General features: G+C 54.6%; 18 protein-coding genes. 7 read left to right on the plus strand and 11 right to left on the minus strand.

Going from position 1 to position 18974, the window contains the following annotated elements; genetic code table 11:
* Positions 1-65 precede the first annotated feature (65 nt).
* Positions 66-1565: a Ppx/GppA phosphatase family protein gene (locus KIH26_RS03630; RefSeq protein ID WP_213444644.1), complete on the plus strand. Its 1500-nt coding sequence runs from the start codon at positions 66-68 to the stop codon at positions 1563-1565.
* A gap of 2 nt (positions 1566-1567) precedes the next feature.
* On the opposite strand, the gene KIH26_RS03635 is transcribed toward KIH26_RS03630, so the two are convergent.
* The 5 genes from KIH26_RS03635 to KIH26_RS03655 form a co-directional block, all read right to left on the minus strand.
* The gene (locus KIH26_RS03635; RefSeq protein WP_213442530.1) at positions 1568-2035 is read right to left on the minus strand and encodes a SixA phosphatase family protein; all 468 of its coding nucleotides are present in this window, start codon (positions 2033-2035) and stop codon (positions 1568-1570) included.
* 13 nt (positions 2036-2048) lie between these two features.
* The gene (ppk1, locus tag KIH26_RS03640; RefSeq protein WP_213442532.1) at positions 2049-4127 is read right to left on the minus strand and encodes a polyphosphate kinase 1; all 2079 of its coding nucleotides are present in this window, start codon (positions 4125-4127) and stop codon (positions 2049-2051) included.
* Positions 4128-4227: 100 nt separating this feature from the next.
* A complete protein-coding gene (locus tag KIH26_RS03645; protein WP_213442534.1) occupies positions 4228-5088 on the minus strand; it encodes a GNAT family N-acetyltransferase in 861 nt (286 codons plus the stop codon).
* A gap of 71 nt (positions 5089-5159) precedes the next feature.
* Complete coding sequence (locus KIH26_RS03650) at positions 5160-7079, minus strand: PhoX family protein (protein WP_213442536.1); 1920 nt, start codon at positions 7077-7079, stop codon at positions 5160-5162.
* A 140-nt stretch (positions 7080-7219) separates the two neighbouring features.
* Complete coding sequence (locus KIH26_RS03655) at positions 7220-9061, minus strand: choice-of-anchor I family protein (RefSeq protein WP_249660935.1); 1842 nt, start codon at positions 9059-9061, stop codon at positions 7220-7222.
* 96 nt (positions 9062-9157) lie between these two features.
* On the opposite strand from KIH26_RS03655, the gene KIH26_RS03660 reads away from it, so the two are divergent.
* From KIH26_RS03660 to KIH26_RS03675, 4 genes are all read left to right on the plus strand, one after another.
* Complete coding sequence (locus KIH26_RS03660) at positions 9158-9496, plus strand: ArsR/SmtB family transcription factor (protein ID WP_213442538.1); 339 nt, start codon at positions 9158-9160, stop codon at positions 9494-9496.
* An 83-nt stretch (positions 9497-9579) separates the two neighbouring features.
* Positions 9580-10125 (plus strand): ArsI/CadI family heavy metal resistance metalloenzyme, encoded by a 546-nt coding sequence (locus KIH26_RS03665; RefSeq protein WP_213442540.1) that lies wholly within the window; start codon positions 9580-9582, stop codon positions 10123-10125.
* 16 nt (positions 10126-10141) lie between these two features.
* Entirely contained in the window at positions 10142-10639 is a 498-nt protein-coding gene (locus tag KIH26_RS03670) for an arsenate reductase ArsC (protein ID WP_213442542.1), read from the plus strand.
* Positions 10636-11346: an aquaporin gene (locus tag KIH26_RS03675; RefSeq protein ID WP_213442544.1), complete on the plus strand. Its 711-nt coding sequence runs from the start codon at positions 10636-10638 to the stop codon at positions 11344-11346. Before KIH26_RS03670 ends, KIH26_RS03675 begins: the two co-directional genes overlap by 4 nt.
* Here the strand turns inward: KIH26_RS03675 and leuB are convergent.
* From leuB to KIH26_RS03700, 5 genes are all read right to left on the minus strand, one after another.
* Positions 11330-12400, minus strand: a complete 1071-nt coding sequence (gene leuB, locus KIH26_RS03680) for a 3-isopropylmalate dehydrogenase (RefSeq protein WP_213442546.1) — start codon at positions 12398-12400, stop codon at positions 11330-11332. The genes KIH26_RS03675 and leuB overlap by 17 nt on opposite strands.
* Before the next feature lie 73 nt (positions 12401-12473).
* On the minus strand, positions 12474-13118 hold the full coding sequence (gene leuD, locus KIH26_RS03685; RefSeq protein ID WP_213442548.1) for a 3-isopropylmalate dehydratase small subunit: 645 nt from the start codon (positions 13116-13118) through the stop codon (positions 12474-12476).
* A gap of 2 nt (positions 13119-13120) precedes the next feature.
* Positions 13121-13252, minus strand: a complete 132-nt coding sequence (locus KIH26_RS03690) for an entericidin A/B family lipoprotein (protein WP_213442549.1) — start codon at positions 13250-13252, stop codon at positions 13121-13123.
* A 33-nt stretch (positions 13253-13285) separates the two neighbouring features.
* Positions 13286-14707, minus strand: coding sequence for a 3-isopropylmalate dehydratase large subunit (leuC, locus tag KIH26_RS03695; RefSeq protein WP_213442551.1), 1422 nt, complete (start codon positions 14705-14707; stop codon positions 13286-13288).
* A 25-nt stretch (positions 14708-14732) separates the two neighbouring features.
* Positions 14733-15647, minus strand: a complete 915-nt coding sequence (locus tag KIH26_RS03700) for a LysR family transcriptional regulator (protein ID WP_213442553.1) — start codon at positions 15645-15647, stop codon at positions 14733-14735.
* Positions 15648-15817: 170 nt separating this feature from the next.
* On the opposite strand from KIH26_RS03700, the gene KIH26_RS03705 reads away from it, so the two are divergent.
* Both KIH26_RS03705 and KIH26_RS03710 read left to right on the plus strand, forming a co-directional pair.
* Positions 15818-16801, plus strand: coding sequence for a Bug family tripartite tricarboxylate transporter substrate binding protein (locus KIH26_RS03705; protein WP_213442555.1), 984 nt, complete (start codon positions 15818-15820; stop codon positions 16799-16801).
* Positions 16802-16912: 111 nt separating this feature from the next.
* The gene (locus KIH26_RS03710) at positions 16913-17962 is read left to right on the plus strand and encodes an alpha/beta hydrolase (RefSeq protein ID WP_213442557.1); all 1050 of its coding nucleotides are present in this window, start codon (positions 16913-16915) and stop codon (positions 17960-17962) included.
* A 218-nt stretch (positions 17963-18180) separates the two neighbouring features.
* On the opposite strand, the gene KIH26_RS03715 is transcribed toward KIH26_RS03710, so the two are convergent.
* Positions 18181-18966: an amidohydrolase family protein gene (locus KIH26_RS03715; protein ID WP_213442559.1), complete on the minus strand. Its 786-nt coding sequence runs from the start codon at positions 18964-18966 to the stop codon at positions 18181-18183.
* Between the last annotated feature and the right edge of the window lie 8 nt (positions 18967-18974).

Below are 18974 nucleotides of genomic sequence, written 5' to 3' on the forward strand. Positions count from 1 at the left end.
GTATGTCTGCACGACCTGCTTTTCATGCTAATGTATTGATTCAGCATCAATACGAAAGCAGTCCCATGCAAGATGGCAGTTTGATCGCTGCTGTGGATCTCGGCTCCAACAGTTTTCGCATGGAAATTGGGCGCTTGGATCACGGCAGCGTGTTCAGGGTGGATTACCTCAAGGAAACCGTGCGCCAAGGCGGAGGGCTAGATGAGCAACGCAATCTCACATCAGAAGCAATGCAGCGCGGTTGGGCGACCCTTGCGCGCTTTGGTGAACGCTTGGCTGGCTTCAAAAGTTTCCAAGTGCGCGCAGTGGCCACGCAAACTTTGCGTGAGGCGCGCAACCGCGATCTTTTTCTGAAAAAAGCGGAACAACTTTTGGGTTTCCCCATTGATGTGATTTCTGGCCGTGAAGAGGCACGTTTGATTTATCAAGGCGTCTCTCAGGTGCTCGAGGGTGCGCAGGAGAAGCGTTTGGTGATGGATATTGGCGGCCGCTCGACGGAGTTGATTGTGGGCATAGGCTCCCAGCCTAGAGCCATGGAATCCTATCGCGTGGGTAGTGTGGTTTGGGCCGAGCGCTATTTTCCAAATGGACGACTCGATGCGCAGGCATTTGACACCGCCATCATTGCCGCCAAAGCCGTGCTCGATGAAGCCATGACGGGGTTCTCAAAAGGGTGGACGGCGGCTTACGGTTCCGCTGGTACGATTGGTGCGATAGCCGATATTTTGCATGCTGGTGGGCGGCCTGAGGGGTGGATTGAAGCGAAAGCGCTGGTGGAATTACGCCAGCAATTGCAAAGCGCGGGGCATATCGATAAGCTGAACCTTCTTGCATTGAAAGAAGATCGCCGCCCAGTGCTGGGTGCGGGCTTGAGTGTGTTGATTGCAGTGTTTGACCTGCTTGGTATTGAGCGTATGCGGGCAATGGATACCGGTCTTCGACACGGCGTTCTCCATGACCTGATCGGGCGCGACAGTGATACGGCAGATATTCGCAGTCAATCCATTGAGCGCTTGGCGCGTCGTTTTGAGGTAGATGCTCTGCAGGCTCAGCGGGTGCAACTGGCTGCAGAACACTTTTTTGCTAATGTGATCGACAGTTTTGACGACGTACCCGAACAAAGTCAGCGTCATCAACGCAAGCTGCGCTGGGCAAGCCAGCTGCATGAAGTCGGGGCACTTATTTCGCACAGCGACTGCCACAAGCACAGTGCCTACATTTTGGAGAATGCTGATGTGCTGGGCTTCTCCAACAATGAGTTGCATCGCTTGAGCCTGCTGGTGCTTGGCCACAAAGGAAAACTACGCAAGTTGGAAGCAGATTTTGAAGACGTGCGTTTTGTTCAACAGCTCATGTCGTTGCGCTTAGCGGTGTTACTCTGCCATGCACGTGTAGCACCAGCGCTCAAAGGCTTGAGCTTGAACTGCCACGTGGCGTCTAAAAATTTTACGCTGAGCTACACCCCATCATGGGCATCTAAATTTCCGCAATCGATGCATTTGCTGCAGCAAGAAGTGCAGTCTTGGCAAAAAACTTCTTGGACGCTGGCACTACTGCTGAGCTAGCATCACCATAGTAAATCTGGCGATTGCACGCAATGAACAAGCGTGTGTTGCGTATCCAAGCGCATGCGGCTGCGCAGCCACCACACAGCGCCTTTACGTACGGAGAGATTCTGCTCGGGCATGTTCAGCACCTGCGTAATCACTTGGCCCAGTATAGGCTGATGCCCAACCACAAGCACCGGCATGCGTGCTTCAGGCCAATTCGCCAGCTCGATCAGTGCGCGTGCATTGCCATCAGGCGAAAGCTCTGGGCAAATCTTGTACTTACGCCGCAATGCAGCAACCGTGCTCTCACAACGCACCGCAGGACTGCATAGTATTCGTACGCCCTCAGGCATATGCAGTTCAAGCCATTTAGCCATACGCTGGGCTTGCTTGAGACCGCGAGGCGTCAGTGGTCGCAGCAGATCATCTGGCTGATCTTCGTTCGCATCGTAGGCTTCTGCGTGTCGCCATAAGAGCAAATCCATATCGCACCTGAGCTCAGCTCTTTTGTCCGTATCGCTGCATCAAAGCCTCTTGGGCGCTGTGCCCAATTTCTGGCAAGTGAATGGCCTCGTAGTTTCCGTCCGGGCGCATTTCCCAAGCATCCATCTGATCATGCAGATAGGCACCTAAGCATTCTTCAATGATGCGCTGACGCAATACAGGATCAGTGACTGGCCAAGCCAGTTCGATCCGGCGCAGCATATTTCGGTTCATCCAATCTGCACTGGAGAGATACAGCTCTTCATCGTTGCCGCTACGGAAGTAAAAAACACGCGAATGCTCTAGGAAGCGGCCAATGATAGATCGCACCCGGATGTTATCTGTCAAACCTGGCACTTGCGCTGGCAACATGCACGCGCCGCGCACGATCAAATCGATCTGTACTCCCGCACGGCCAGCTCGCACCAGGGCATCCATGATCGGCTCATCGGTGAGAGAATTCATTTTGGCGATCAGGCGTGTGCTCTTGCCTTTTGCTGCTTTTGCCGTCAGGGCATCAATGCGCGAAATCACCTCGCGATGAAGATAAAACGGCGCGATCCACAGCTTTTGCACCTTGGGGACATGATTTTGGCTGGCCAAATGCACGAAGAGCTGCTCCATGTCGGAGGTTAGTTGTGCATCTTGCGTGAAGTAGCTGATATCTGTGTACAGGCGAGCAGTGCGTGGGTTGTAATTACCTGTGGAGAGATGGCCGTAGCGCCTGAGCTGTTTGCCTTCTTTGCGTGTGACCAGTAACATCTTGGCATGGGTTTTCAGACCCACGACGCCGTACACCACTTGTGCACCAATGGCTTCTAGACGCTCTGCCCAATTGATATTGGCTTCTTCGTCAAAGCGTGCTTTGAGCTCCACCACAGCCAAAACCTCTTTGCCCCGCCTAACCGCCTCCACCAACAAATCCATCATCGCAGAATCAGCGCCAGCACGGTAAATCGTCTGGCGAATAGCGAGTACCTTGGGGTCATAGACGGCCTCACGTAGGAACTCAATCACAGCATCAAAGCTTTCAAATGGCTGATGCAACAGAGCATCGCCTTGTTTGAGTCGATCAAAAATCGACAGCCCACGAACTTGTTGCTGCATGCTGGCTGTGTAAGAGGGCGTGTAGGGTGCAAAGCGAAGTGAAGGCGTTTCTACCAAGTCAGCGAGTTGACCAAAGCGTACAAGATTCACGGGTCCAGGCACGCGGTACAAAGCCATCTCTGGCAATTCAAACTGCTTGAGAAGCAAGGCAGAGAGCTCATGCGAGCAACTTGCCGATACCTCAATGCGCGTTGCCTGACCATAGTGGCGATGTTGCAAGCCTTGACGCAAGGCCATGCGCAGATTTTTCACATCCTCTTCGTCAATCGCCATATCCGTATGACGCGTGACTCTGAATTGGGAGAATTGCCCCACAGCACGCCCTGGAAACAGATCCTCGAGATGCGCACGGACCACGCTTGATAGCGAGATGAACAGTTGTTTCTTGCCACACAGTTTGGCGGGCAGCGCAATGATGCGCGGCAACACACGCGGCACTTTCACAATGGCAACGGTGTTCTTCCTGTCAAATGCATCCACACCCCCAAGCTGCACGATGAAGTTAAGCGATTTACTGGCCACCTGCGGAAAAGGATGCGCCGGATCCAGCAAAACCGGCACGAGCAGCGGCCGCACTTCATCTTCATAGTACTTACGCACCCAACGCCTTTGCGCTGCATCTCGCTCGCCATGTGCGACGATTGAAATGCCTTCCTGTGCAAAACGCTCCGTCAGGGCATGGTTAAAAAGATCGTATTGCTCGGCGACCAAAGCGTGCGCACGTGCGTGCAAAGCCTCGAAGCTACCCACGCTGTAATTGCCTTTGGTGTCTTGCGATTGGTAAGCAGCCAAGTGCAAAAAAGCGCGTACTTCAAATAGCTCGTCCAAATTTGAGCTGGCGATGCATAGATAACGCAGGCGCTCTACCAGCGGCACATCTTCACGCTTGGCCCATGCGAGAACACGCTGATTGAAGGCCAAGAGACTTAGATCGCGGTCGAGATAGTGCGTCGCTGGTGAAACAGATTCTGATGGAAGTGTAGGCATGCAAGCGATGTATTTAAAGGTGACTCATGCCAGTTTGCATTGCGAGCGTGACGGTTTGATGACAGTCATTAAACCGCAAAAATACAAGACTTGGAAGTAACTACGCGCCTAAGAAATGCTTTCTGTAGCGTGTGGGCATGTCTTCTATGCGAAGCAGCATGGGCAAATCAGCCGTGTTGAAATCAGGATCCCATGCTGGCGCACCTAATACCCGTGCACCCAGGCGCAAATAACCCTTGATCAGTGCGGGCGGCTCCACATCGAGGGATAGATCAAATTGGTTGATTGGCAAGGGCGTGTGGGCATGTACATGCCAAGTAGGATCAGCCAAATGGGTTTGTGAAACCTGATGCCAGATGCTGGCCGCGGCATCACCGCTGACGCGTCCTTGATGAAGCATGGGAATGCTGGCGCAGCCGACCATACTGGAGAGTTGGTTGCGCAGCATGAATTGCGCCAATGCACCCCATAAGGCCATGATCACAGCGCCGTGGCGGTAATCCGCATGCACGCAGCTTCTGCCCAACTCGACCATTTGCGGTTTGAGGCTATCCAATGCCTGGATATCAAATTCTGTTCCTGTGTACAAACCGCCAGCTCGGTGCGCTTGTACGGGCGTGAGTAAGCGGTAGGTGCCAACCACATGACCTGTGTTTTGATCGCGTACCAAAAGGTGTTCGCAAAAATCATCAAATCGATCCACGTCGTGGCCTGCAAGTTCGCTGCTCAAGCTCGCGCCCATCTCGCCTGCGAAGACGGCGTAACGAAGACGCTGCGCTTCACGCACCTCATCAAGGTGGCTTGCCCAAGTGACACTCAGAACCGCGTTTTGGGCTGAGCGTTCTTCATCCAGTTTTGCAGCAGGAGCAGGCATGACCGGATGAAGTGACCCCCGTGGCAATTGGGATGGCATCAGCTGAGTGGGTGAGAGACCGAGTGTAGGAACGGGAATATCTTTCATGGGGCTATCCTCCTGTTATGTGTGAACGGGATAAAAAAAGCCCTCGCAGTGGAGGGCTTTGATTTGTTGCATCAGGTACCTACGATGCCGCCATCCTTGCGGCGGATGGCGACCGTCGCTGAGCGTGGGCGGTTGTTGAAAGGCCAGCTTGAAATCTTCGTCACTGCAGTGGGATCGCTTTTCTCGCTCGGGCTCTCACCGGGATGCTGGATGTTGATGAACATGGTGCGGCCATCAGGCGTTTGCGTCGCGCCTGTGATCTCGCAGCCTGCCGGGCCAGTCAGGAAACGGCGGGTTTCTCCTGTGGTCACGTCAGAGGCAAGCATCATGTTGTTGCCCATGTTGATCAGATCACCTTTGCCCATGGCAGAGGTGCTCATATCAGTTTGAATCCAAAGCACGCCGCGTGAATCCGTCCATAAACCATCGGGGCAGGAGAACATATCGCCTTTGATGTTGCCTTTGGCTTCAGCGCGTGCGAGGCTAGGATCACCAGCCAGCACGAAATGATTCCAGCGGAAGCTGGTGCCATCAAAGTCACCTTCTTCTTTCCAGCGAATGATGTTTCCTTGCGTGTTATTGGCGCGCGGGTTCATCGCATCCACAGCGGGGCGGTTGGCCGCACCACGGTCAGAATTGTTGGTCAGTGTGCAATAGACCCAGCCTTGCTTGTCAATGTCGATCCACTCAGGACGATCCATTTTCGTGGCGCCGAGCAAGTCAGAGGCTTGGCGTGTTTTGATGACAACTTCACCTTGGTCTTTGAAGCCAGCAGCCGTCGTGAGCTTGCCGATGCCTTGCACCAAGGGCAACCATTCGCCTGTGCCGTCTGCGTTGAACTTGGCCACATACAGAATGCCATCATCGAGCAAATTGCGGTTGGCTTGTGCAGCAGTTTGTGTGGCAGTCGCAGGGCGAATTTTTCTCTCGCTCACGAATTTGTAGATGTATTCAAAACGCGCGTCTTCACCGGAATACACGACCGCATGACCGTCTTTTGTGACTGCAACCGTAGCGCCCTCGTGTGCGGCGCGACCCATGGCTGTGCGCTTGATCGGCGTCGCGGTGGGATCCATGGGATCAATTTCAACGATCCAACCGAAGCGATTGATCTCATTAGGATGCTTGGTCGCATCAAAGCGCTCGTCATGCTCATGCCAGCGATAGCCCCAGCCATCTTTGCGCAAGCCCCAGCGGCGCTCATCAGCAGTTTGTGTTGCACCACCACTGAAGTAGCCGATGAAGTTTTCTTCGCAAGTGAGGTAAGTGCCCCATGGTGTGATGCCGCTGCCGCAGTTGTTCAACGTGCCCAAGGCACGTGTGCCAGTGGTATCGGCGGCGGTCTTCATGAGTGCATGGCCTGCAGCAGGGCCGGCGATTGTCATGGGAGTGTTGCCCGTGAAGCGGCGGGCGTAGCGAGAAGGGCGCACCACTTCCCAGGTGCCACCCGTTTCGCGCACTTCTATCACCGAAACACCATGGGCTGCTTGTGCTTTTTTCACTTTCTCTGCACTCCAAGTGGCCATTCCATCAGCGTGCAGGAGGCCATCGTCGGTGTATTCGTGATTCATCACCAACAGGCCGCGTTTGCTGCCCTCTGCGCCTTGGCCGAGTGGATAGAAGTGAATGCCATCATGGTGCATGCCGATTTGCGCTTCTTGTTCGGCGGCGGTGTTGGTGGCATCGTATTTGAAAGCAGGCATATTGCCAGCTAAGCCAATCGGATCACCCCAGGGTGCCATCACTTGCGAGGTGTAACCCTCGGGCACAACGATGGCATCTTTGGTGGATACAGGCACGCTCTTGAAGCCAATCAGTGGGCCACTCAAGCCACCACCTGCTGCGCAACCAGCCAAGCCACTGAAAATACCGCCAGCGGCCAAGCCCAGGCCGCCACGCAAAATCAGGCGACGTGCTGGGTCAGACACCTCATGAATAGAAGGATTGGAGGAAGGGTTGGAGTCTTCCATTAACGAATAATCTTTTGCCATTTTTTTCTCCAGGCGAATAACAACGAAAATCTAGAACGTGTTGATGTTGGCGCGGTTGTGTGTCACTCGTATGGCAGTATTGTGAAAAATCAGTGACAGTCACAAAGTAAACCAGTCGCCAGAGCAACTGGCCGCGAAACTCAATACTGCAAATTGATTTGGAAAACCGCTGTCGTGCCGCTGGTTTCATTCGACACAATGAGCAGAGGTTTGCCGCTTGGTGAATCTGCTGCTTTGACGAGTAGCAAACCTTCTGGGCCACGATCACCGCTTGTGCCCGTGCGAGTGTTCAGGTAAGTCACATACACAGGCACTGCAGGATTGCTCACGTCGTACACCATCACGCCGCCGACGCGTTCTAGACCCACAAAGGCGAAGGTCTTCGTGCCAAATTTAGCGGTGATCACACTCTCCGGCTCTGGGCCTTTTGCTGGGCTGCGATCATCGAGCGTGTTGTTATCGTTACTGGCATTGAAGGTGAACGTGGGGTTCAAAAGCGCAGTGCGTTGCTCTAACTGGTCGCCAGAATCCCAGACCAAACCGAAGTTATCCGCATCCCAGATGCTCAGGGAGCGAGCGCCGAAAGCGACCAATTCATTGCATTGGCCTGAGGCATTTTTGCCTGTACGGTTTGCGCCAGCGAAGGCATCCACACGCAAGCGGCCTAAGAAGCTGTCAAAGCCCATGGTGGCTGTGAGTGTGCCGTAAACGCTGCTGTCAAAGCCTGTGCTGCAAAAGTCGCGAACGCGCGGATCATCGCGGCCAAAACTGTTCACGCCTGTGTATTCGCGTGCATCGCCTTCGTTGGCGGTGGCGATGAAAGTGCGGGTGCCAGTGCGAAAAGAAGCGATGCCGTCGGGCATGTACATGCCTTTGATCGGGTAATTGCTGATCTTGATAGTGGGCGTGCCTGAATTGGTGTTTGTGCCACCATCTTCGTTGCTCACATCCAAGCCATTGCCACTTAAGCTGTGATCCTTGAGGCCAAGGGCGCGGATGCTGGTGATGGTTTTGCTGGGAATATCGAGCACAGTAATCGCATTGTTTTCTTGCAAGCTGATCCAAGCGGTACGGTTATCGTCAGCGATGGTGATGTATTCGGGCTCCAAATCTTGCGCGACCGTTGTGGTGCCAATGCCGGGCAGGCGTACACCTTGCATGCGCAGCGAAGCGGCTTGAGTGTTGAATGCAGTAAAGCCGGCGGTGGTGAGAGTCGTTTGCAGCGTTGATGCTGTGGGCGAGAGGCCTGCGATCTCGATCACACTCACCGAGCCTTCCGGATCAATCGAGCTGACTTGGCCATAGCTGTTGGGCTCGCCTTCGTTGGCGACCAAGAGGAATTTTCCATCTGGTGAGAAGGTGAGCATGTCTGGCAATGCACCGACGGTACGCGTTCCAATCACCTGCAAATCACTGGCGCGAACAAACGCAACGATGCCTGCATCGGTCTTGGTGGCTGCCTCAACCGCGAGCGCAACGATGCCGTTGTAGATGGCCACACTGTTGACACCGCCCAAGCCAGCGCCGAATTGTGAGGAGGTGAGCAAGCCCACCAGAGTCACCGAGAGCGTGGCGGATGCGCCCGTGCCTGTGCTCGCCATGCCAAGCACATCGACCGAGCTTTGCGCGCCATTGACTACAAACAGCCGGCGGCTGATCGGATCAAAACCAGAGATTTCTGCTGCGCCGAGGCCGCCCGTATGCGTGTAACCAGCCACCTTTTCCATGCTGAGGCTGGAGGGCGTGAGCTCGGTGGCCGTGGATGGCAAGAGCGGCAAGGGGGGCGGTGTTGAGATGTCGTCACCACCGCCGCAAGAGGCGAGCAAGAAAGAGGATGCGGCCAACACGGCCAAGCCGATGCCTCGCAAGGGCTGTATGAAAAATCGCAGCGGCGAATTCAAATCAAATGTCATATCCAATGCTCCGGGCAGCACCATGCGCCCTTCGCGAAGCATTGGATACAGATCACGTGTCAAAGGCATGACAGTCATATGACGTTTGTGTGACGCGTCATACGCTTATGGAATTTTTTTGGGCGTTGGTTTGCAAAGATTCTATATTTCCATTATTATCGAATTATGGAAACAAAAAAGAAGCCCAAAACTGCACGCGTCTCAGAAGCCGATGCAGTGAAAGCCTTGGCTGCGCTGGCACAAGCTCAGCGGCTGCGCGCCTACCGCGCGCTCGTGCAAGCAGGGCCTGCGGGGCTCACGCCGGGCGTGCTCGCAGCCATGCTGGATATGCCATCTTCGAGTTTGTCGTTTCACTTGAAGGAGCTGGTCAATGCGCAGCTCGCGCAAGTGGAGCAGCAGGGGCGTAGCTTGATTTACCGCGCAGATTTTTCGCGTATGACGGGGCTGCTGGGCTTTTTGAGTGAGAACTGCTGCGCGGCTGATCCTGCCGGCGGTTGCTGTTAGTCGCTATCAAAAAGAGAGCACTTTGCGCAGATTCTACGACGGCGAACAGCTGATTTTGTCTATATTTTAGGAGAAAGAGCACGATGAAACGCTTTCATATTCACATCGCAGTGGAATCCATTGAGCAATCTACACAGTTCTACAACAGCTTGTTTGGCCAGCAGCCCACAGTCGCTAAACCGGATTACGCCAAATGGATGTTGGAAGATCCGCGCATCAATTTCGCGATTTCTGCGCGCCCGGCGCATGCAGGGCAAACGGGGCTTGATCATTTGGGTTTTCAGATGGATTCCGCACCTGAGCTGCATGCGATGACATCGCAGTTGCAGGCGGCGGGCTTGGCCTTCATGAACGAAGGCGAGACGACCTGCTGCTACGCCAAGAGCGACAAAGGCTGGGTGCATGATCCGCAGGGCATTGCTTGGGAGAGCTTTGTGACAATGGGCGAGGCCACCACCTATGGCACGGAAACCGCCGCCTCCATGGCGAGCGAATCAAGCGCATGCTGCGCGCCTTCTTCCTTGAAGCCCAAAATTTCGTTGAAAGACATTGCTTTCACATCAGCTCCTGCGGTGGCCAGTTGCGGTTCTGCGAGTGCATCTGGCGCAAGCACGTCTTCTTGCTGCTGAACAAGGAGATGGATGAATGAGTGAGCCAATCAATGTCTTGTTTCTTTGCACCCACAACTCTGCACGAAGCATCGTGGCTGAAGTTTTGCTCAATGCCTTGGGCGAAGGGCGCTTCAAAGCTTTCTCCGCAGGCAGTAGCCCGCGTGAAGGTGGCAGCCCCAACCCGCTAGGCTTAGCAGTGCTGCGCGAGCACGGGTTTGATACCGAAGGTGTGAGCAGCAAAAGCTGGGATGTGTTTGCACAAAGCAATGCGCCGAAGATGGATTTGATCATCACCGTGTGCGACAACGCTGCTGGCGAGACATGCCCCTATTGGCCAGGCAACCCAGCAAGCGCGCATTGGGGCTACCCAGATCCAAGCGCTGGCAGCGGCAGCGATGATGAAAAACGCGAGGCTTTCCGTCAAACTTTGCACGCTATGCGCCGCCGCCTGCAAGCGCTGGTGGATTTGCCGCTGGAGAAACTCTCAGCTGTCAACTTACGGCAGAGTGCCAAGGAGCTTGCTTCGGTATGAGTGAAGCCAGTCTTTCAAAAAAAGCTTTTGCAGAATTTCTTGGCACAATCGCATTGCTCTGCGCCGTGATCGGATCGGGCATCATGGCTGAGCGGCTTTCGGGTGGTAATGTGGCGATTGCATTGCTTGCCAACACACTGACTACGGTGTTTGCGTTGTATGTATTGATCGAGACACTCGGGCCTGTGAGCGGCGCACATTTCAATCCCTTGGTAACGATTTGGGCCTTATTTTTTGATCGTAAACGGCCTCTAGCCGGCATAGAATCTGCGCAAAGTGCTTCTGTATTTATAGCGGCTGCTTACATCGTTGCGCAACTCGCAGGCGCGGCCACCGGCGCGTGGCTTGCGCATGCGATGTTTGATATGAGCATTTTTCAAACCAGCGCCAAGCTGCGTGGTGGCTGGGGGCAGTGGATCGCTGAAGCTGTGGCCACTGGCGGTTTGCTTTTTGTCATCATCCGCAGCGGGGCAGCTGGTGTGAATGCAAAAGCTAGCGCAATGGTGGCTTGCTATATCGGCGCAGCCTATTGGTTTACAGCAAGCACCAGCTTTGCCAATCCTGCAGCGGTGTTTGGCCGCATGTTGAGTGACAGCTTTGCTGGCATTGCTCCCGTAAGCGCGTTGGGCTTTGTGGCAGCTCAATGTGTGGGTGCTGCCTTGGGGGTTTCGTTAGCAAAGCTGCTGGCGGTTAAGCCAGTGCCTTGACAACAGCATCACCCATTTGTACGGTGTTGACCTTCGTTGTGCCTTCGCTGTAGATGTCCCCCGTGCGCAAGCCTTGGGCGAGCACTTTCTTCACGGCCTCTTCGATGCGCAATGCAGCTTCCGGCTGATTGAGCGAGAAGCGCAGCATCATCGCAGCTGAGAGGATCGTGGCCAGCGGATTGGCGATGCCTTTGCCTGCAATGTCGGGCGCACTGCCGTGGCTTGGCTCATACAGGCCGCGATTGTCTTTATTTAAAGATGCGGAGGGCAACATGCCAATCGAGCCAGTGAGCATGCTGGCTTCGTCTGACAAGATATCGCCAAACATATTGCCCGTCACGATCACGTCAAAGGCCTTGGGCGCTTTCACCAGTTGCATCGCTGCGTTGTCTACGTACATGTGATCGAGCGATACCTCGGGGTATTGCTTGCCGACTTCGGTGACCACATCTTTCCAGAGCTGGAAGGTTTCCAGCACGTTGGCTTTATCCACACTGGTGACTTTCTTGTTTCGTTTCATCGCCGCTTGGAAAGCCACATGCGCAATACGCTCGATCTCGGGCACGCTGTAGCGCATGGTGTCAAAAGCTTCTTGCGCGCCAGGGAAATGCCCATCCGTGGCAACGCGGCGACCACGGGGTTGGCCGAAGTAGATGTCGCCCGTGAGTTCGCGGATGATGAGAATATCAAGGCCGGAAATCAGCTCAGGCTTCAAGCTGGATGCGCTGACCAATTGCTCGTAGCAAATCGCAGGGCGGAAGTTGGCAAACAGGCCGAGGTTTTTACGCAGCCCAAGAATCGCTTGCTCGGGGCGCAGTGGGCGATCCAGCTTGTCATATTTCCAATCGCCTACAGCGCCGAAGAGCACGGCATCAGCTTCTTTGGCGAGCTTGAGTGTGGCTTCAGGCAAAGGATGGCCGTGTGCCTCATAAGCCGCGCCGCCCACGAGCGCGCTTTCCATTTCAAACTTCAGATCAAGCGCTTTAAGAACTTTGACTGCTTCTGCAACGATTTCAGTGCCGATGCCATCACCGGGAAGAATAGCGATTTTCATGATATGTTTACTATAAAAATAATAGCAGCCCGCGCATACTCCATGCCGGCGAAAGGGCTAAATGGCTTAAAAACTAGAGGGTGGCAGCGAGCCAAGGCTTGGTGGCCAAGCGCTCGGCTTCAAAGCTTTTGATTTTGTCGCTGTGGCGCAGTGTGAGGCCGATATCGTCGAAACCATTGAGCAAACAGTATTTGCGGAAGGCATTGACTTCAAAGGGAATGGCTTCGCCATCGCCCTTCAAAACCACCTGCTTGTCCAAATCGATTGTGAGTTGGTAGCCGGGGAAGGCGTTGACTTCATCAAAGAGTTTCGCCACGACAGCTTCGGGTAACACGATAGGCAGCAGACCATTCTTGAAGCAGTTGTTGAAGAAGATATCCGCGTAGCTTGGCGCGATCAAAGCGCGAAAGCCATATTGCTCAATCGCCCAAGGCGCATGCTCTCGGCTGGAGCCGCAGCCGAAGTTTTTGCGGCAAAGCAAGATGCTGGCGCCTTGATAGCGGGATTGATTCAAAACAAAATCTGGATTGATCTTGCGATCAGCCAGCTTGGAATACGGCTCACCCACGTCGAGAAAGCGCTCCGCATCAAACAAGTTGTCGCCAAAGCCTGCTTTGCTGATGCGTTTCAAAAATTGCTTCGGGATGATCGCATCGGTATCGACGTTTTCACGGTCAAGCGGGGCAACCAGGCCCTGGTGAATGGTGAATTTGTTCATGCTTACTTTTTCTTGGCGGCATCTTCAATTTTTTCGCCAGCTTTCTGAATGTCTTGACCCACACCCTGAAAGGTGTTGCAAGCTGTGAGAGCGAAGCAAAATGCGAGAACGAGGGCAGAGGTGAGAGCTTTCATGGTGCAGTCCTTTTGAGTTGAGAAAACCATACTTTACGCAAAACGGCGAATATCTACAAAATGTCCGTGTACTGCCGCAGCGGCAGCCATGGCGGGCGAGACGAGATGGGTGCGGCCACCAGCGCCTTGACGACCTTCGAAATTGCGGTTGGAGGTGGAGGCGCAACGCTCGCCGGGCTCCAAGCGATCGGCATTCATGGCAAGGCACATGCTGCAGCCAGGCTCGCGCCATTCAAAGCCTGCCGCTTTGAAAATCTCATGCAAACCTTCGCGCTCGGCTTGGGCTTTCACCAAGCCGGAGCCAGGAACGACCAAGGCGAGCTTCACGTTCTTCGCTACTTTTTGGCCAAGGCGTTTCACAGTGGCTGCCGCTTCGCGCATGTCTTCGATGCGGCTGTTGGTGCATGAGCCGATGAACACTTTATCGACGGAAATATCGGTCAAAGCTTTGTTGGGCTCTAGGCCCATATAAGTCAGAGCGCGTTCGATGTCTTTGCGCTTAGTGGCATCTTTTTCTTTATCCGGATCGGGTACGCGGCCTTCTACGCCGAGCACCATCTCTGGGCTTGTGCCCCAAGTCACTTGCGGCTGAATCTGAGACGCATCCAGCGTGACCGTGGTATCAAACTTAGCATCGGCATCACTCACCAGCGTACGCCAGTAGTTGATGGCTTGTTGCAAAACAACTCCAGTTGGTGACATCGGGCGACCTTGCACATACTCAATCGTCTTTTCATCAACAGCCACGAGGCCAGCGCGCGCACCGGCTTCAATCGCCATATTGCACACCGTCATGCGGCCTTCCATGCTCATGGCGCGGAAGACGCTGCCTCCGAACTCAATGCAGTGGCCTGTGCCGCCTGCCGTGCCGATCTTGCCGATGATGGCGAGAGCCACGTCTTTCGGTGTGACGCCTTTTTGCAGCTTGCCATCGACCTTCACGAGCATGTTCTTCATCTTCTTCTGTTGAAGGGTGTTCGTGGCCAACACATGCTCCACCTCGCTCGTGCCGATGCCATGCGCGAGCGCGCCGAACGCGCCATGCGTACTCGTGTGCGAATCGCCGCAGACCACTGTCATGCCTGGCAAAGTTGCGCCCTGCTCAGGCCCCATCACATGCACGATGCCTTGGCCTTTGGAGAGGAAGGGGTGATAAGCCGCTGCGCCGAATTCTTTGATATTGGCATCCAGGGTGGTGATCTGCTCTTTGCTCACCTGATCGGCGATGCCGTCGTAGCCCAGCTCCCAGCCGGTGGTGGGCGTGTTGTGGTCCGCAGTAGCCACGACGGAACTCACGCGCCAGACTTTGCGGTTTGCTTGGCGCAGGCCTTCAAAGGCTTGCGGGCTGGTGACTTCATGCACCAAATGGCGGTCAATGTAGAGAATGGCTGTGCCATCCTCTTCGGTGTGGACGACATGTTCATCCCAAATTTTGTCGTAAAGCGTACGTGGCATTTCAATATCCTCAGGAGAATCGATTTTAAGTTTTTGAGAGAAGGTGTTCAACAAGCAGACGAGCAGGCGCGGGAAGCGTCTGAAAATCGCGAGCAACAATGAGCAAATCGCGCGTGCCCCAAGCATCCGTGAGTGGCACAGCCACCAAATCACCCACGGAGCCCACCAGCTCAAAGGCGCGATCAGGCATCACGCCCACGCCTAAGCCGTTGTGAATCATGCGGCACATGGCATCCAGCGAAGTGACTTGAATGCGCAATTGCAATTGTTTGCCCACTTCCGCTGCCGCGCGGCGCTGAGCGAGATACAAGGCACTGGTGCTGTGCAAGCCGACGTGGTCAAAGTCAAGCGTCTCTACAAATGCGATTTGTTTGCGGCGCGAGAGCGCATGTTTGCGCGGAAGCACGGCCACGAGCTTGTCTTGTCGGTAAGTTTGCTGCTGCAAGCCTTGCAGATCGGCTTGCTGATTGCAAATGCCCACATCTGCTGCGCCATCATGAACCGCTCTGATGACATCACTGCTGAGATGCTCTTGCAGGTCAATCTTGATCTGCGGATGCAGCTTGGCAAACGCGCCAATGTCTTCTGGCAAAAATTCCACAATTGCAGAAATATTCGCGTGAATCCGCACATGCCCTTTCACGCCTTCCGCATACTCGCCCAAATCGCCCTGCATGCGATCCAAGCTGAGCAACACTGAGCGTGCGTGGTGCAAAAAGGATTCTCCCGCCGGCGTCGGGCTCACGCCGCGTGCATGGCGATAAAGCAGGGCTGTGCCAGCTGCAGCTTCCAAATCAGACAAACGCTTGCTCACCGCTGAAGCTGCAATGAACTCCTTATCCGCTGCCTTGCCAATGCTGCCGTGCTCGCACACCGCAGCAAAGAGCTGCAGTGTGGTCAAGTCAAGGCGGCGCGCAAAGCTGCGCTCGGAGGGTTTCATGGCAAGGGTGTCGTGAGTAATCGTGAACAGCGATGGAGAAACCAGATTTTCTCATGGATAAAGAAGCGAGGCATCGCGAATCGAGATGGGTGCATGGTGTTTTTATGGAGTGTGTTGGGCCCATGTTTTTGCTCCAATCATGAATACATTGGTATTCAAGGAGACATCACATGCCTTTTCAAATCAACCGCCGTAACCTCATCGCCACCAGCGCCGCAACAGCCTCTCTCGCTGCCGCGCCTTGGGTGCGCGCGCAGAGCTTCCCCGAGCGCCAGCTCACCATCGTCGTGCCCGCGCCCCCTGGTGGCACAGCAGACATTTCCTCGCGCGCGATCTCTGATCCACTCGGAAAAGCTTTGGGCCAAACCGTGGCGGTGGACAACAAAGGTGGTGGCAATGGCGCGGTGGGTGCGCAAGTCGTCATCAATGCACGACCTGATGGCCACACCATGCTGATGGCGTACTCAGGCTTTCACTGCATGAGCCCGCATCTCGTCAAGCTGCCCTACGATCCGCTCAAAGATTTGCAGGCGATTGCCAATGTGTATTCCGCACCGCAGGTGATGGTGGTGCGCTCGAATTTGGGCATCAAGACTGTGCAAGAGCTGATCGCCTATGCCAAGAAAAATCCTGGCAAGCTGAACTACGGCAGCTCTGGCAATGGCAGCGTGCAACACATCGCCACTGAACTGTTCAAGCAAATCAGCGGTACGTTTATTACGCACATTCCCTATCGCGGCTCTGGCCCGACGATCACGGATTTGCTGGCCAGCCAGATTGATCTCACAGTGACTACCGCGCCCTCACTGATGCCGCATATACAGAGTGGCCGTTTTACGCCCTTGGTCGTCGCGGGCCCACGTCGCTTGGCGAGCTTGCCCAATGTGCCCACGGGCGCAGAAGCGGGTTTGAAAGGTTATGAAGTGGATGCGTGGTTCGCGCTCTACACCCATGCACAAGCGCCGAAAGCCGCTGTGGATCGCATTGCCAGCGAAGTGCAAAAAATCATGGCTGTGCAAGCCTTCAAAGACCGCGCCACCAGCCTCGGCGCAGAGGCCAACTTCATCGGCCCGCGTGAGATGATGGCTTATGCGCAGGCTGAGTATGACAAGTGGGGCAAGGTGATCAAGTCTGCCAAGATCACTGCCGACTGAGTAATTTTTACGTCTTTTGGGCATTTCGACGGCGTAGATACTGCGCAAAGTGCTATTAAATTAAGAGTAAACCGTTGTTGTGGCGGAGCTCGTATAAAGAGGAGACGACAGATGAAACAAGCCTTCAAACTCGCTTTCTCAGCCATTGCCGCCGCTAGCGCTGCGCTGCTCACAGGCTGTGCAAGCACGGGTGGCATGCAAGTGGCCGATGTAGGCAGCTTCCATGTCGGTGGCAAGCAAGTGGCGCTTTCTGGTTTGCCAGAGAAAGAGCTGCGCTTCACACCCAGCTCGCCGCCGATCAAGGTCAATCCGAATGGTGAGTTTGAAGTCGAGCAGATGTATGTGCAGTATGTGAAGCTTGCCGCCCCGAAAGCGAAGTTTCCTCTGCTGATGTGGCACGGCGGTGGCCTCACAGGCGTGACGTATGAGACAAAACCTGATGGCGGCGAAGGCTGGCAAATGGCTTTCCTCAAAAATGGCCACGATGTGTATGTGAGCGATGCCACCGAGCGTGGCCGTGCATCCTGGGCGCGCTATCCCGAGATTTTCAGCAGCGAGCCCTTCTTCCGAGCCAAGAAAGAAGGCTGGGAGTTGTTCCGCATCGGCGCAGTCGATAGCTACAACGCCGATCCCACCAAGCGCACAGCTTTTGCAGGCACGCAGTTTCCGACAGGCTCGTTCGATCAATTCGGAAAACAGTTCGTACCGCGCTGGGCAACCAACAACGCGCCTACACAAGCTTCCTACGATGCTTATGTGCAACGCGTCTGCCCTTGCGTGATCCTCGTTCACAGCCAAGGCAGCACTTTCGCCTTTGAAGCGGCGCGTAAGTATCCTAATCTCATCAAAGGGGTGGTAGCTGTTGAGCCCAGCGGTGGTTTGAACGCTGCGCAGGTGGATATCAGCAGCATGAAGGCGGTGCCGCATCTGTTTGTGTGGGGGGATTTCATAGATCAGAATCCCACTTGGAAGAATGCCGTGCTACCGCCCGTGCAGCGCTTTGCTGATGCGCTCAAGGCTCAAGGTGGTGTGGTGGACACCATGGATCTCCCCAAGATGGGCATCAAAGGCAACAGCCACATGATCATGATGGACATGAACTCTGGGCAAGTGGCTGACTTGATTCAAGGCTGGTTAGCGAAGCAGGGGTTGATGAAGTAATTTTGAAGCTTTTTGAGCACTTTGCCGGCGTATTTACTGCGCGGAGTGCTCATGAATTTGTAGCGATTTGTGATAGGAGCGCGAGTTTGTGGCGCTGCGCTTAGGGTATCCCACTTCGCGAATGTCCCCCCGCCGGCTTCGCCGGCTCTTCCTTTATTTCGCTGCGTGAGATACCCTAATCACAGCGCCACAAACTCGTGGTGAGATTCTTTCATGGCTTAAGAGAAATACAAGGCTTCTGCGTTGCGCGTCATCGTGCCGCGAACAGTAGAGTCTGCGCAAACTCGTTTGTATTCTGCGATGACAGCATCGTAAGACTGTGAGCTTTCATGCTGCGTGAATGGCCAATCGCTGCCCCAGAGTAAATGCTTTGCACCCACTGATTCGTGTAAAGCAGCAGTTACTGTTTCAAAACTTCCAGGTGTATCTGCGCTGCATCGATAAGGCGCGCTGACTTTGATGTAAGTAGGTCTGCGCTGTACGATGCTTTGCAGGGTTTGCGCGTGATCGTGAATGCTGATGGATGACGGACGACCAAGGTGATCAATGACGAGGGGTACTTTCCAATTGTCAAAGCATCTGGCGGCCTCATCCAATCGATGACCTTCAACGTGGAGTTGTACATGCCAGCCGAGCGCTTGCATGCTGCGGCGTATGTGCGCCCAAATGCTTGTCTGCATTTCTGGCCACTTCTCTAGCCCGATCCAGTTGAAGCGTATGCCGCGCACGCCTTGCTCATGCATTTGGGCAAGCGCGTGTGGAGAAATTTCAGGCGAAACGACGGCTATGCCTCGTACATCCTGCGCAGAATGCTCACAAATTTGTAGTAAGTAAGAATTGTCTGTGCCTAAAAAACTCGGCTGAATGATCACGCCGCGTGTGATGCCATGAGCCTGCCAATGCGTTTGCAGATCGGAAAGCAGGGCATCGTATTGCGGCAGATAGCGAGCGCCATCTGCGATTTTGAGGCTGCGCTCAAAGCAATGAAAATGCGCGTCGATCACGTTGAAGA

This window comes from Variovorax sp. PCZ-1 (genome assembly GCF_018413605.1).
Lineage (GTDB): Bacteria > Pseudomonadota > Gammaproteobacteria > Burkholderiales > Burkholderiaceae_C > JANMDU01.